This window comes from Providencia sp. PROV197 (genome assembly GCF_028479625.1).
GTDB lineage: Bacteria > Pseudomonadota > Gammaproteobacteria > Enterobacterales > Enterobacteriaceae > Providencia > Providencia vermicola.
Genome location: NZ_JAMPNZ010000026.1, coordinates 1 through 14,870, shown reverse-complemented (window position 1 = coordinate 14,870; position 14,870 = coordinate 1). Strand labels below are relative to the sequence as shown.

The 14,870-nt window shown below is 46.1% G+C and carries 11 protein-coding genes; 10 read left to right on the top strand and 1 reads right to left on the bottom strand.

Annotation, left to right across the window (positions count from 1 at the left end; all coding sequences use genetic code 11):
- Window positions 1–55: 55 nt before the first annotated feature.
- A complete protein-coding gene (locus tag PR808_RS15390; protein ID WP_206086275.1) occupies window positions 56–1,063 on the bottom strand; it encodes an AraC family transcriptional regulator in 1,008 nt (335 codons plus the stop codon).
- A 752-nt stretch (window positions 1,064–1,815) separates the two neighbouring features.
- Between PR808_RS15390 and PR808_RS15385 the strand changes: the two genes are divergently transcribed.
- From PR808_RS15385 to PR808_RS15340, 10 genes are all read left to right on the top strand, one after another.
- Window positions 1,816–4,014 carry a thiamine pyrophosphate-dependent enzyme gene (locus PR808_RS15385; RefSeq protein ID WP_206086276.1) on the top strand — a complete coding sequence of 733 codons (2,199 nt, stop codon included), beginning with the start codon at window positions 1,816–1,818 and terminating at the stop codon, window positions 4,012–4,014.
- Between the two features lie 10 nt (window positions 4,015–4,024).
- On the top strand, window positions 4,025–5,539 hold the full coding sequence (locus tag PR808_RS15380; protein ID WP_272539602.1) for an indolepyruvate oxidoreductase subunit beta family protein: 1,515 nt from the start codon (window positions 4,025–4,027) through the stop codon (window positions 5,537–5,539).
- 10 nt (window positions 5,540–5,549) lie between these two features.
- A complete protein-coding gene (locus PR808_RS15375; RefSeq protein WP_272539601.1) occupies window positions 5,550–5,972 on the top strand; it encodes an acyl-CoA thioesterase in 423 nt (140 codons plus the stop codon).
- Between the two features lie 16 nt (window positions 5,973–5,988).
- On the top strand, window positions 5,989–8,286 hold the full coding sequence (locus tag PR808_RS15370) for a bifunctional salicylyl-CoA 5-hydroxylase/oxidoreductase (RefSeq protein WP_272539600.1): 2,298 nt from the start codon (window positions 5,989–5,991) through the stop codon (window positions 8,284–8,286).
- Between the two features lie 28 nt (window positions 8,287–8,314).
- Window positions 8,315–9,442, top strand: coding sequence for a cupin domain-containing protein (locus PR808_RS15365; RefSeq protein WP_206086280.1), 1,128 nt, complete (start codon window positions 8,315–8,317; stop codon window positions 9,440–9,442).
- Window positions 9,443–9,594: 152 nt separating this feature from the next.
- Window positions 9,595–10,506: a fumarylacetoacetate hydrolase family protein gene (locus PR808_RS15360; protein ID WP_272539598.1), complete on the top strand. Its 912-nt coding sequence runs from the start codon at window positions 9,595–9,597 to the stop codon at window positions 10,504–10,506.
- A gap of 15 nt (window positions 10,507–10,521) precedes the next feature.
- Complete coding sequence (locus tag PR808_RS15355) at window positions 10,522–11,550, top strand: carbon-nitrogen hydrolase family protein (protein ID WP_272539597.1); 1,029 nt, start codon at window positions 10,522–10,524, stop codon at window positions 11,548–11,550.
- Complete coding sequence (locus tag PR808_RS15350) at window positions 11,550–12,305, top strand: maleate cis-trans isomerase family protein (protein ID WP_272516347.1); 756 nt, start codon at window positions 11,550–11,552, stop codon at window positions 12,303–12,305. Before PR808_RS15355 ends, PR808_RS15350 begins: the two co-directional genes overlap by 1 nt.
- 79 nt (window positions 12,306–12,384) lie before the next feature.
- Window positions 12,385–12,918, top strand: coding sequence for a MarR family winged helix-turn-helix transcriptional regulator (locus PR808_RS15345; RefSeq protein ID WP_241016898.1), 534 nt, complete (start codon window positions 12,385–12,387; stop codon window positions 12,916–12,918).
- Between the two features lie 266 nt (window positions 12,919–13,184).
- Entirely contained in the window at window positions 13,185–14,831 is a 1,647-nt protein-coding gene (locus PR808_RS15340) for a Na+/H+ antiporter (protein ID WP_206086283.1), read from the top strand.
- Window positions 14,832–14,870 lie beyond the last annotated feature (39 nt).

Here is a 14,870-nt window from a genome sequence, read left to right as displayed (position 1 = left end):
ATATTTTAATATCATATTATATACAATAGCTTAATAAATATAATAATTATTGTTATTAAGCTTTTTTTATACTTTGACTTGGTGATTCACCATAGCGTTGTTTATATTCAGCACTAAAACGGCCCATATGTGCAAATCCCCAACGCAGTGCAACCCCAGTGACATTGGTGGCTTCACCTGATAACAATTCTGCACGTACGCGCTCCATACGCAAATCACGTAAATATTGCATGGGGCTAATATCTAAAAACTCTTTAAACCCTGCATATAAGCTACGTAAACTGACACCTGCAATATGTGCTAATTGCTCCACTGTAATTGGCTCATGGGCATGAGCTTCTAAGTATTCCTGCACGCGGCGAACATGACGGGGACGGATTGTCGCTCGGCGTAAGCCCGAATCTTCAGTATAGTTATGGGCGTGCGTAGAAAGTAGCGTGACAGAGACTAATTGCTCCACTTGCGTGGCAATTAACTTATGTTGCAGAAGATCAGGGGTTCTTGTAGCGCATTCAATCAGGTAATTCATCAACGTGCGCCATTCAATACAAGATTGCCATGCAAAGCCTAATTCAAACACGAGTGGTTTATCCAGCGTATGGCCAAGTTGGCCTACTAATGATCTCTCTAATAATGATCGAGAAATTCTTAACATGCATTGGTCGTTATCACTATTCCAACGCATGGTTGTTGACTCTTCAGGGCTTAATAAAGAAGCCATTTGCGGTGTAGATTCTAGACGTTTTCCACCACTTTCAATGATAGCACTGCCTGCAAGTGGCATTTGTAAAAGAAAAAAATCCTCTAATTTTCCTGGTGCAATTGTCACATCCGCACCATAGCGTAAGCGGCTTAAGGAAATATCACCCATAGGAATATAATGCATACGTGCATCAAGGCGTTGATGGGGATTGAGTTGATGAAATTGGTGCGGTTTCATCACTCGACCCACCATTGATTTTATTTCTTCAGGATCAGCAGATGTAAATAACAAACGTTCTGACGAACAGATCTGATTTTCAATCTGAGGCGCAGATGAATGGGACCACGAGTTGCTCAACATCGAAGGTACCTCCAAAATGAGTCGCCAACCCCCCATTGACTGACTTAAGTAGTGGCTTGGCTATTTTTGCTTATTATAGGTTTTCTCAATGAATTCAATTAATTACTTTATTTAAGGCAAAAGTGCTTTAGGTTTTTTATTCAACATACTTTATTTTATTTATTATGATGATTAACCTTTTTGTTATTAACATTTCGTTAAAATATTTTTAACCAATTGTCAGTTGAACATATCATAAACAATTTTTCTTACCTAGCTAAATATGTGCAAAAACTATCCAGAAAGTGCAAGAAATCAGAAACAGTGTGGTTATTGTGATAGCCATAACAATATAAAAAATAAAGTTATTTTTATTTTGTTTTAGTAAAATATACATGATTAATCATATTGTTCGTTCTATTTGTATTTTAATTTAACTTTTTATTGGTTTCATTATCTGAAAATCAATTTTTTAGTGGTTTAAAATGCCAAAACCTTTTTTATTGTAGGGGTAATTGACTGTTACTTAATGATTTAACGCCTTTTTTATACATTATCTTTTGTTCTTCTTTATGGGCTATTTCTTGTCGTAAATCTCTCTTTTTCTCTTGTTTTTAAAGGTGATCTGTCCCTTATCTGCAGGGCTTATCCACTCTCTGCATAAATTCAATTTACATGATTAATCATGGATTGACCTTTAATTAACAAAAGAGATACAACTAAGAAACACAAAAAAGATAAAAAACGTTCTGACGTTGACTGGTGAGGTTAAAATGGCTGAGCGCTCGTTTGTTCAAGAAGTTCAAAAGTTACGACAAGGGCAAGGTGATGTTTTCAGTGGTGAAGGCATTCTTGCAGTGACAAAAGCCTTATTAGAATCTGGTGTTTCCTATGTTGCAGGGTATCAGGGGGCGCCAATTTCACATCTCATGGATGTTCTGGCAGATGCACAGGATATTCTGTCTGAATATGGTATTCGTTTCGAAAATAGTGCAAGCGAAGCGACTGCTGCTGCAACGTTAGCGGCTTCTGTTAATTATCCTTTGCGCGGCGCGGTAACATTTAAAGCAACTGTTGGAACAAACGTTGCTTCCGATGCTCTGGCAAACCTTGCGTCAGGCGGTGTATTAGGTGGCGCACTGATTATTGTTGGGGAAGATTATGGCGAAGGTTCCTCAATTATGCAGGAGCGCAGTCATGCATTTGCGATGAAATCACAAATGTGGTTACTTGACCCTCGTCCAAATTTACCTTCGATTGTTCAAGCTGTTAAAGATGGTTTTGATTTATCTGAGGCCAGTAATACACCCGTTATGCTGCAAATGCGTATTCGTTCATGTCATGTGCATGGGCAATTTGTTTGTGCAGATAACCAACATCCAAAATTTACAGTTAAAGATGCACTTGAAAACCCAACTCGCGATGTGAGCCGCATTGTGTTGCCTCCTGCGAGCTTTTTGCATGAAAAAGAGAAAATCGAAGCACGTTGGCCAGCAGCTGTTAAGTTTATTCAACAACGTGAATTAAATGAGTTTTTTGCTGAGGATGCTGATGATGTTGGCATCGCGTTACAAGGGGGGTGCTATAACACATTGATCCGCGCGCTCAACCAAATTGGTTTAGCCGATGTGTTTGGTAATAGCAAAATTCCATTATATGTCATGAATGTTGCTTACCCATTAATTGATGAAGAGTTTGAACGTTTTTGTCGTAATAAAAAAGCGATTTTAGTGTTGGAAGAAGGACAACCGAATTTTGTTGAGCAGAATGTTGCTAGCATTTTACGTCAGCGAAACATCGATATTGAATTACATGGTAAAGATATGCTGCCAATGGCGGGAGAGTATAACACCGCGACGGTACTTGCAGGTCTGCGTTCTTTTTTTGAACGATACGGAAAAATAGAACCTCAAGTCAAAGCGGCTGCGAAACAAATTCGTATTCCAACAATTAACATTGCTGCTGGGCAAACCGAAGAATTATTGCCTGAATATGTCAATGCAGCAGAGCCAACACTCGATGACACTGTGCATGCGCGCCCACCAGGGTTTTGTACAGGTTGCCCTGAAAGACCTATTTTTACAGCAATGAAACTGGTTGAGCGTGAACTTGGCGAGCACCATGTCAGTGCTGATATCGGCTGCCATTTATTCTCTATTCTTCCACCATTCAACCTCGGTAATACAACAATGGGGTATGGCTTGGGTGGTGCAGGAGCAGCGGCATTAAATGCCAAAGCAGGGAAACGCGCGATTTCAGTCATGGGGGATGGCGGTTTTTGGCATAACGGCTTAACCAGTGGTATCGCTAATAGCGTATTTAACCGTAGTGATAACTTAACCATTGTTATTGATAACAGTTATACATCAGCAACAGGTGGGCAAGACATCTTGTCATCAACAGCACTTAACCCAACCCGCAGCACAGGCCATGAAATCGAAAAAGCAGTTAAAGGGGTTGGTGTGAATTGGGTGAAAACCATCAAGCGCACTTATGACTTAAAAACAATGACTAATACATTGCGTGAAGCACTGACTACCGATGAGAAAGGCCCTAAAGTACTGATTGCGCAAAGTGAATGCATGTTAAATCTACAGCGTCGCGAAAAGAAAAAAGTTCGTAGTGATGTTGCTGCAGGAAAACGCGTTGTCCGTGAGCGCTTTGGTGTTGACCCTGACACCTGTACGGGGGACCACTCCTGTATTCGCCTTTCGGGTTGCCCATCGTTATCGATAAAACCAAATCCAGATCCATTAAGAACAGATCCTGTGGCGACAGTGATGGACAGTTGTGTGGGATGTGGTTTATGCGGCGAGGTTTCACACGCTGCCGTTCTATGCCCTTCGTTTTTTAAAGCACAAATTATTACCAATCCAAATCGCTGGGACAAATTACGCCACCGTGTCCGCGGTTGGTTTATTGGCTATTTACAACGTCGTGATGCACGTCGTCGTGAAGAACTCAGTTTCTAAGGGGGAATAAATGCTTTCATCTCCATCATCAATCGCATTACAGCCCATTAAAATCGCCATTTTAGCCATGGGGGGTGAGGGCGGCGGCGTCCTCGCGGACTGGATTGTTAATTTAGGCGAAGAAAACGGTTATTTTGCACAAACCACCTCTGTACCAGGCGTTGCTCAACGTACAGGAGCAACGATTTATTACGTTGAATTGTTTCCTGGCGCGGATAATCCAGAAACGCCAGCACCTGTTTTGGCATTGATGCCAATGCCAGGCGATGTGGATGTTGTCCTTGCCTCTGAACTTATGGAGGCCGGTCGCTCTGTTCAACGTGGTTTTGTTACGCCAGAACGCACGACGTTAATTAGCTCTACACACCGTGTTTACTCTATTGCAGAGAAATCAGCCATGGGTGACGGTCGGGTTGATAGCCAAGCATTGATCCGCCACGCGGGGCTTGCAGCTCGTCAATTCATTCACTTTGATATGGCGCAAGCCGCTCAAGAAAGCGGTAGCGTGATCAGCGCAGTATTATTTGGCGCTTTATTTGGTTCAGGCGTTTTACCTTTTAGCCGCACACAATTTGAAGAAACCATCGTGCGCGGTGGTGTCGGGGTAAAACCCAGCCTGCGTGCATTTGCGCTTGGTGCTGAAAAAGCCGCGCAACCCGAAGAGGCATACCAAGCTCAATCAGCTCAAACAGTTTCGTTACCCCCTAAAAATAAACAAATTTCTGCGCTATTAGCGCGTATTGATCATGAATTTGCTCCTCATGTTCATTATTTAGTGACAGAAGGTGTTCGCCGGTTAATTGATTACCAAGACCCTGCTTATGCTGCGTTGTATTTAGACCGCCTTAACAACCTATTTGCGCAAGAAGGTGGCCAAGATGAGCGTTTACAACGAGCACTTGTTCGCCACTTAGCATTATGGATGTCTTATGAAGACACCATTCGCGTGGCTGACCTCAAAATTCGTGATAGCCGATTCACTCGAGTACGTAATGAAGTTCACGCTAAAGATGACCAATTATTGGATATCAATGAATTTATGCATCCACGTATTGAAGAGATTTGCGAAACGCTTCCCAAGAATTTAGGTAATTGGTTGATGAAGCCACATTGGTTTCACAAAGCGCTTCGCAAACTTACGCAACGAGGGCGAACAATCACTACCAGTTCTTTGTGGGGGTTTTTACAGTTATATGTGCTCGCCGCTTGGAGAAAAGGCAGACGCTCAACTTTACGCTATCAATTAGAAAATCAGCGAATTGAAAAATGGCTCGCAGCAGTGGTTGATGCCGCACGGACAAACCCCGCTTTGGCAACTGAAATTGCGCAATGCCAGCGGGTAGTAAAAGGGTATAGCGATACTCATGCGAGAGGTTTGCGTAATTTTCAGGTTTTGATGGACATCGTGACGCGGCAAGGTAGCAAATTAGCGCCGATTAGCTTACGCGAATTACGTGAAGCTGCGCTTGCTGATGAATATGGCCATGAATTAAAGAAATGTCGCCAACGTTTGGCTATGGATTAAGGATAACATCATGAGTTTATTGAAATTTACTAAACCCTATAAGATCCATTTCTCTGAGTGTGATCCTGCAGGGATCGTGTTTTACCCACAATATTTCGTGATGTTCAATAACCTCCTTGAACGTTGGATTGATGCGCTGATCCCCCAAGGGTTTGCTGGATACATCCTCGAACAACGTTTCGGGTTACCTACTGTGCACCTAGAGGCTGAGTTTAAAGCCATTAGTCGCATGGGGGATGACGTCATCTTAGAGCTGGTAGTTGAGCGAATTGGGCGCAAGTCACTCACGCTGCGCCAACGTTGTATCAGTGTGACGGGGGAGCTGCGTATGCAAGTGACACAAACCTACGTTACAACGTCGTTGATTACACACCAAGCCATTCCTATTCCAGAGGCCTTGCATCAGGCACTCACGGCTCAGTCAGCGGTATAAACAAAGGGGTACTTTCATGAATATAGTGTGTATTGGCGGGGGACCCGCTGGGCTGTACTTTGGGCTACTGATGAAACTGCAAAACCCACAGAACCGCGTAGTGGTCGTTGAGCGCAATCGCCCGTTTGACACGTTTGGTTGGGGTGTCGTGTTCTCTGATGCGACGCTCAACAACTTACGTCACGCTGACCCTGTGTCTGCGCAGACCATTTCTGCAGAGTTTAGTCACTGGGACGATATCGACATTCACTTTAATGGTGCCTGTAATCGCAGCGGTGGGCACGGGTTTATTGGGATTGGCCGTAAAAAGCTATTGAATATCTTACAAGATCGTTGTCTTGAGCTGGGGGTGGAGCTGGTATTTGAAACCCAAGTAACGGATGACCAAGCCATTGCACGTGAGTACAACGCGGACTTATTGATTGCCTCTGACGGGATTAACAGCGCGGTACGTACCCGCTATGAAAATGTCTTTAAGCCCGACATAGACCCGCGTCGTTGCCGCTTTGTCTGGTTAGGCACCAAAAAGATTTTCGATGCCTTTACCTTCCTATTTGCCAAAAATGAACACGGTTGGTTCCAAGTTCACGCGTACCAGTTCCAAGAGGGGTTATCGACCTTTATCGTTGAAACCACCGAAGAAACATGGCTCAAAGCGGGTATCGATCAGATGTCCCAAGAAGATGGCATTGCGTATTGTGAAAAACTGTTTGCCCCGTGGTTAGATGGGGAGAAATTGATTGCCAATGCAGCGCATTTGCGCGGTGCAGCAATTTGGATCCGTTTCCCACGGGTGATTTGTGATAACTGGGTGCATTGGACACAGCCTTCACCAGGTAAAGACGTACCTGTGGTGCTGATGGGGGATGCGGCGCACACCGCCCACTTCTCTATTGGGTCAGGCACCAAACTGGCTTTAGAAGATGCGATTGAACTGTGTGAAAGCTTGAAAACCACAGAAGGGGATTTGCGTAAAGGACTTGAACATTACCAAGCGGTACGCAGCGTGGAAGTGCTAAAAATTCAAAATGCAGCGCGTAACTCGACTGAGTGGTTTGAAAATGTTCGTCGCTATGAAAACCTTGCCCCTGAGCAGTTTGCCTACTCACTGCTAACACGTTCTCAGCGCATCTCTCATGAAAATTTACGCGTTCGCGATGCGGCGTGGCTGGATAACTATGAGCAGTGGTTTGCTACGCAAGCAGGCGCAACAGGGCATGTTCCTCCAATGCTTACGCCATTTCAGGTGCGAGATATTACGTTGAACAACCGCGTTGTGGCCTCGCCGACTTTGTTATACAGCGCCACTGATGGTGTGGTGGGTGATTTTCACACAGTGCATTTGGGAAGCCGTGCCCTAGGTGGTGTGGGATTAGTGATGACCGAAATGACGGCTATTGCCCCAGATGCTCGTATGACATTGGGATGCCCAGGGTTATGGAATGATGAGCAGGCGGTGGCGTGGCAACGTGTGACAAAATTTGTGCATCAACACAGTACGGCCAAAATCGGCATTCAGTTGGGGCATGCAGGGCGCCGTGGCTCAACCCAGCGGGGGTGGGAGCAGGAAAACTACCCATTGCAGAGCGGGAATTGGCCGCTCGTATCTGCTTCTGCCTTGCCGTATTTACCGAACGTGTCCCAAACGCCAGCGGCTTTAACAGAAGCGCAAATGGCGACGGTGATTGACCAATTTGTAGCAGCAGCTAAACGGGCAGACCATGCGGGGTTTGATTGGTTAGAGTTACAAGCAGGGCACGGCTATTTATTGTCGAGCTTCTTATCGCCACTGACGAATAAGCGCACTGATAACTTCGGGGGTAACCTTGAAAACCGCCTGCGTTTCCCACTGGCGGTGATCCAGGCGGTACGCCACGTGTGGGGGAAACCGTTGGCGGTACGTATTTCGACCACCGATTGGGTTGAGGGTGGTACCACCGTGGACGAGGCCGTATTGATGGCCAAGGCGATGAAACAAGTGGGTGCTGACCTTATCGATTGTTCATCAGGGGAAGTGTCCCCTGAACAAAAACCCGTATACGGGCGTATGTTCCAAACACCGATGGCAGACCGCGTGCGCAATGAGGCGGGAGTCCCTGTGATAGCGGTGGGGGCAATTACAGATGCTGACCAAGTCAACAGCATTATTGCCGCGGGGCGTGCTGACCTTTGTGCTCTATCACGCCCGTTATTATCGAACCCTGCGTGGCTGCTGCACGAATGTGCCCGTCACGGTTGGGAGGTCACGTGGCCTGCGCCGTATGAATATGGGCGTCAACAGCTGTTGCAGCAAGTCAAATCCAACGGGCGTTAATCGCCCCGTGAATGAGGAGAATGAGCCGATGAACATGAAATCCCATGACCAATACCGTGAAAGCGTGGCAGGCCGCGCAGATGTAGCAGATACCCCTGAGCTTGTGGCGTATTACCAAGAGTTAGCCGACCTGAAAACGGGGGCCTTGTGGACGGTAGCAAACAAGATTGAGCCATGGCAGCCGCAGTCGTCGTCAGTCCCTGTGTTATGGCGTTACCGTGATTTGCGTGAACATGTATTGCGCTCAGTGGAGCTGGTGACCCCTGAAAAAGCGGGGAGGCGAGTGGTTTATCTCAATAACCCAGGTCGTCAAGACGTGGCGGCAGCCGTGGGCTGGTTGTACTCTGGCTTGCAAGTGATGCACCCAGGGGAAGCAGCATCTGCCCATGCCCACTCCTCTTCAGCACTACGTTTTATTATGGAAGGGCGCGGAGCGTACACCATCGTGGAAGGGCAAAAGATGATGCTTGAAGCGAATGATTTTGTGCTAACCCCGAATGGGACGTGGCACGAACACGGTGTCGCGGAAGATGGCTTGCCGTGCATTTGGCAGGATGGACTGGACATTCCGCTGGTCAATGCGATGGAAGCGGGTTTTTACAAAGTCCATCCAGACTTACACCAAGCACACACGCGCCCTATTGATTACCCTGTGGGGATGTGGGGCGGTACTGCCTTACGCCCACACGATATCGGCTGGGATAAACCCTATTCGCCATTATTTAAATATCAATGGGGGCCAACCTATGAGGCACTGTGCCGAGCCGCAAACGTGGCCGACGGTTCGCTATTTGATGATGTGCTAATGCATTACACCAACCCTGTAACGGGTGGTCACGTGATGCCCACCATCGGTGCGAGTATGCAATTGCTGCGCCCAGGGTTTGTTGGTAAAGCCCATCGTCACACGGGGAGCTTCATTTACCAAGTGGCGAAAGGCCAGGGGTATTCGATTATTAATGGACAGCGCTTTGATTGGCAAGAACGGGATATTTTCTGTGTGCCATCGTGGATGTTCCATGAGCATGTGAACACCTCACAGACTGATGATGCGTGCCTGTTCTGTTTTAACGACTTACCCGTGATGCAGTCATTGGGGTTGTATTACGAAGAGGCATTAGTGGACAACGATGGCCATCAAAAAATGACGGGCTAGGTGGTGGAGTAAGGGGCAAGATTCACGTCCTAACCTCGATGAAATTATTTATTCAATTGATTTTGTTAGTTTATTTTTTATTTATATTTGATTAACCGATTTTACCTGAAATAGGCAGATGGCTAAACGCCGTATGCTGAGGAGAAAACACCATGCGCTTAATTACTTACCGTTCTGATATCACTGCTGCGGCCCGTTTGGGTGCGATTGTTGACCACCAAGTCGTCGACTTGGCGTGCTTGGCAGAAGAGCAAGGGCTGTACTTACCCGATAACATGCTGGACTTTATTGATTTAGGCCCGCAAGGGATACGTGTGGGGACCGAGTTGCTGAACACCTACCAAGGGAAATTTCCTGCAGGAACGGCTTGGCCAGTGCAAAACGTGAAAATCTTGGCACCGATCCCACGTCCCCGCAAAAACATCTTTGGTATTGGGCTCAATTATGTTGAGCACGTGGCGGAATCCAGTCGTACCTTAGACACATCGAAAGAGCTTCCTAAAGAGCCCGTGATTTTCTCTAAGCCACCGACCACAGTGATTGGCCCAGGAGATGCAATTGAACATAACGCTCAAATTACCCAACAACTGGATTGGGAAGTGGAACTGGCGGTGATTATGGGTACGCGAGCCAAAGGGGTGGCAGCGAAAGATGCGCTGAATTATGTGTTTGGTTATAGCCTAATGATTGATATGAGCGCCCGTGATTGCCGTCGCGCTGGGCAATGGATTTACTCAAAAGGGCAAGATACCTACGCACCATTTGGCCCATGTATTGTTACTGCGGATGAAATTCCAGACCCACACACCTTGGACTTAAGCTTAAAAGTTAATGGCGTGACCAAGCAATCATCAAACACTCGTCATATGTTGTTTAACGTGAACGCGTTAATTGAAGATATCAGCAAGGGGATTACTCTTGAGCCAGGGGACATTATTGCCACGGGTACCCCTGAAGGTGTGGGGGCAGGGCGCTCACCGCAAGAGTGGGTGTGGCCAGGGGATGTGATTGAGGCATATGTACAAGGCATTGGTGAGCTGCGCCATCCTGTAGTGGCGGTGTAAAAAAGGAGCCAAAGCATGTTGAACTTAGCGCAATTTAAAGCCGCAGCGGTGCAAGCGGCCCCCGTGTTTTTGGACACGAATGCCACTGTGGATAAAGCCTGTCGGCTGATTGAAGAGGCGGCGGATAACGGTGCCAAATTAGTGGCGTTTCCTGAAGTGTTTATATCGGGTTACCCGTATTGGAGTTGGGTGATGAACCCGATTGACGGCAGCCCGTGGTTTGAAAAACTGTGCAAATCGGCCATTGAAGTCCCAGGGCCAGAAATCCAAAAAATCGCTCAAGCTGCGGCACGTCACCGTATCAATGTGGTGATTGGCGTCAATGAGCGTAACCCGCACGGTATTGCTACCTTGTATAACACGTTAGTGACCATTTCTGATGAGGGTAAAATTCTGGGGCGTCACCGCAAATTGGTGCCGACATGGGCGGAAAAACTGACATGGGCAAATGGCGATGCGTCCTCGTTAAAAGTGCACCAAACCAGCGTCGGGCCACTGGGTGCCTTGGCGTGCGGGGAAAATACCAATACCTTGGCGCGCTTTGCGTTATTGGCACAAGGGGAATTAGTGCACATTGCCAGCTATATTGCACTGCCTGTGGCTCCGAAAGATTATGACATGGCTGAGGCCATCCGCCTGCGTGCGTCGGCACATTGTTTTGAGGGAAAAGTGTTCACCATCGTTTCCTGCTCGACGGTGTCGACGGAGATTATCGATGCGATGTCAGCGAGCCACCCTGAAGCGCGTGATTTGTTGGCTCGCCCAAACAGTGCATTTTCGGGCATTATCGGCCCCGATGGTCGTGTGGTGGGGGAACCACTGATTGATAAAGAAGGGATTGTGTACGGTGATATTGATTTAAACCGCTGTATTCAACCGCGGCAAATGCACGATATCACGGGGCACTATAACCGCTTTGATATCTTCGATTTACAGGTAAATCGCCGTCCATTGAGTGCTGCCCGCTTTTATGGCGAGGGGCAAAGTGTGGATGAATTAAATCCCATGACTGATAGCGATGAACCGTTTGGGGAGAAAAAATGATGAGTCTGGCACGCACATTTCGGATTGGGCAGATTGTTCCGTCCTCGAACACCACCATGGAAACGGAAATTCCCGCCATTTTACGAGCACGGGAAGCGCAGTTTGCGGAGCGTTTTACCTTTCATTCCAGTCGTATGCGGATGAAAAAAGTGACCAAAGAGGAGCTGGCTCAAATGGATTCTGACAGCGACCGCTGCGCTCTTGAGCTATCGGATGCGGCGGTGGATGTCCTGGGGTATGCCTGCTTGGTTGCCATCATGAGCATGGGGAAAGGTTACCACCGCGTGTCGGAAAGCCGTTTACATCAACGTACGGTGGATAACGGCCACCCCGCACCGATTGTGACCAGTGCGGGGGCGTTAGTGGATGGGCTACATGCCATTGGTGCAAAAAAAGTGTCTATTTTGACGCCATACATGAAGCCGTTGACGCAATTAGTGATTGAGTATATTGAAAGCGAAGGTATTGAAGTGGTGGACAGCATTTCGTTGGAAATCCCTGATAACTTAGCAGTGGGTAGGCAAGACCCGCTGGCGCCAGTGGAAATCACTAAGAGACTCAACTCCAACGTGGATGCGATAGTCGCATCGGCTTGCGTGCAAATGCCATCATTGCCATCGGTGCAATTAATTGAAGACCGAGTGGGTTTACCTGTGCTGTCTTCTTCGGTGGCGACAACCTATATGATGTTGAAAAAGCTTGGCTTAGAGACACGGGCTGATGGATTTGGGTCTTTACTCAGTGGAAAGTTTTAGCTGAATTATCGTCTCCTTCTGCTACTCTTGAGGGGCTAGATTAAATGCAATTATGCATAGCGCGTATCGAGAGGGACAGATGTCAGACTCAAAGGTTTTTGTTGATAATTACTTGCCTGCCCTATTAGGGCAGGCATGGATGTTAGTTTCATCTGAATTTCATGCAATTGTTGAAAAAAAAGGGTTATCGGTATTGGAGTGGCGGGTGCTATCAACATTAGCGGGTAATGGCTCGATGGGGATCACTGAACTATCGCAAAAAACAGTTAGTAAACAACCGACAATTACTCGTGTTTTACAACGCTTAGAACAGCAAGGGCATGTGCTCCGTCACAATAATCATAGTGGGAGTGATAAGCGAATTACATTGGTGAGTGTTACCTCCAGTGGGATGGCATTAGTCGATGGGCTATTAGTTGAAGCACAACAACATGAAGAGGTGGTACTCGCTCCACTAGGTCTGCGTAAGAGTAAGATGCTTAAAGAAGTCTTACAGGAGTTAATTGAGCGCCATAGCTTAGAGAACGTAAGTGAGACAGGAAACACTGAGAAAAAAGCAACCAGCAAAAAACAATTAAAAAATAAAAATAACACTAAAAATTTAATTGAATAATCAATTAATGATAACTTAGAGAGCTATCTTATCCTAGATGAATGATTTTTGTATTACGGATGTTTTTATTGTTAATTATCAAGTTGATAGGTAACTTTCTCACACTTGGTGACACTATTGGGGTAAATGATAACCTAATGATAGATAGGTAATTTCTGAATTTTGTTTTTTTTGTATCTGTTAATTAATTGCTACTTTACATTGATTCAATTTATCTATTAACTTCATTACTGATAATTAATGATTAGCTAAATATGGAGCAATCAATGTCAGTTGTGACACTTGTACTCGTTTTTTTACTTGCGGTTATTGTGAGTGTGTTTATCTCGCGATTGCTCAAAGATATTATTCCATTACCCCTTATTCAGATAGCGCTGGGAGCTGGGCTGTCTCTGTATGGTTTTACGGTTGAATTTGAGCCTCATTTATTCCTCTTCTTATTTATTCCACCATTGCTGTTTCTTGATGGCTGGCGTATTCCAAAAGAAGCCTTATTCCAAGAAATTAAACCGATTATGTCATTAGCGATAGGCCTTGTTGTGGTTACTGTTATTGGCATGGGGTTCTTTATTCATTGGTTAATTCCTGCCATTTCATTGGCCGTTGCCTTTGCGCTTGCCGCGATTTTGTCGCCGACCGACCCCGTTTCAGTTTCTGCGATGACAGTAAACTCTCCATTACCATCGAGGATGGCGCACATACTGGAAGGCGAGTCACTGCTCAACGATGCAACAGGTTTAGTCTGCTTTAGTTTTGCCGTAGTGGCCGCGTTAACGGGGACATTTTCCCTTGCTTCAGCGGCGGGAGAATTCGTCTTTGTTGCATTCGGTGGAATTTTAATTGGCTTAGTGGTCGCTTGGGCAATTGGTTGGTTAAACCAATTTTTGGTTAAGCGTACAGGTGAGGAACCTGCTATCCAAATCATGATCAGCCTGCTAATGCCGTTTACGGCTTATTTACTTGCAGAGCACTTGCATGTGTCTGGTATTTTAGCCGCGGTTGTTGCGGGTATTGCTATGCACTATGAGAAAATTGCAGGGCGTATGCAGGCAGCGACACGGATGCAAAGTAAAGCCGTTTGGGACACTGTTCAAACGGCATTGAATGGGATGATCTTTATTTTGTTGGGTGAGCAATTACCAGGTATGTGGACAAACATGCCAGAAGTTGCGGCCGCCGCAGGGGCAAGCCATCCTTGGATGTTATTTGTTTACGTTGCAATTATTACGGTGGCGCTGGCAATCTTACGTTTTAGTTGGGTTTGGATCTCAATGACCTTGACCGTATTCCATAACCGTCGCCGTGGTAAAGAAGCGGATGTGGTGCATATTCGTATGATGGCGATTATGGCGACGGCAGGTGTACGAGGTGCAATTACATTGGCAGGTATTTTAACACTGCCATTATTGATGCCGGACGGTTCTTTATTCCCAAATCGTGATGTGGCGATTTTCTTGGCAATGGGCGTTATCCTGTGTTCATTATTGATAGCCAGTATTGCATTACCGATTTTAACAAAAGGTTTAGTCCAAGACTTGCCATATGACAATGATGAAATTCGTGCTCGGTTAGCGCTAAATGAAGCGGCTATGGCCCACTTACGTGAGCTAATGAACCACCCTTCAGAGGATATGGATGAAATCGCTATGCGTACCGAGGTTGGGGCACAATTGTTAGAAATTTATGGCAGACGACTCGATAACACCGATGAAACAGAATCTGATGTATATGATTTACATCGAATGATTGAGATGGAACGTCAAATGTCTAACTCTGCATTGAAAGCAAAACGTGAAGCGCTATATCTCATGCGGAAAAATAAAAACATTAATGAGCGGGTTTATCACCGTTTACGCGATGAATTGGATCTGAAAGAAGAAACGCTGAATCACCATAAAAATGGTAAACACTAGTTTATGAAATTAAAGGCCTGAATTTATTCAGGCCTGAGA

What these genes read in the sequence shown, in the direction of transcription:
- PR808_RS15390 (WP_206086275.1), bottom strand. Translation starts at nt 1,063, where the DNA reads ATGTTGAGCAACTCGTGGTCCCATTCATCTGCGCCTCAGATTGAAAAT.
- PR808_RS15380 (WP_272539602.1), top strand. Translation starts at nt 4,025, where the DNA reads ATGCTTTCATCTCCATCATCAATCGCATTACAGCCCATTAAAATCGCC.
- PR808_RS15365 (WP_206086280.1), top strand. Translation starts at nt 8,315, where the DNA reads ATGAACATGAAATCCCATGACCAATACCGTGAAAGCGTGGCAGGCCGC.
- PR808_RS15370 (WP_272539600.1), top strand. Translation starts at nt 5,989, where the DNA reads ATGAATATAGTGTGTATTGGCGGGGGACCCGCTGGGCTGTACTTTGGG.
- PR808_RS15360 (WP_272539598.1), top strand. Translation starts at nt 9,595, where the DNA reads ATGCGCTTAATTACTTACCGTTCTGATATCACTGCTGCGGCCCGTTTG.
- PR808_RS15350 (WP_272516347.1), top strand. Translation starts at nt 11,550, where the DNA reads ATGAGTCTGGCACGCACATTTCGGATTGGGCAGATTGTTCCGTCCTCG.
- PR808_RS15340 (WP_206086283.1), top strand. Translation starts at nt 13,185, where the DNA reads ATGTCAGTTGTGACACTTGTACTCGTTTTTTTACTTGCGGTTATTGTG.
- PR808_RS15375 (WP_272539601.1), top strand. Translation starts at nt 5,550, where the DNA reads ATGAGTTTATTGAAATTTACTAAACCCTATAAGATCCATTTCTCTGAG.
- PR808_RS15345 (WP_241016898.1), top strand. Translation starts at nt 12,385, where the DNA reads ATGTCAGACTCAAAGGTTTTTGTTGATAATTACTTGCCTGCCCTATTA.
- PR808_RS15385 (WP_206086276.1), top strand. Translation starts at nt 1,816, where the DNA reads ATGGCTGAGCGCTCGTTTGTTCAAGAAGTTCAAAAGTTACGACAAGGG.
- PR808_RS15355 (WP_272539597.1), top strand. Translation starts at nt 10,522, where the DNA reads ATGTTGAACTTAGCGCAATTTAAAGCCGCAGCGGTGCAAGCGGCCCCC.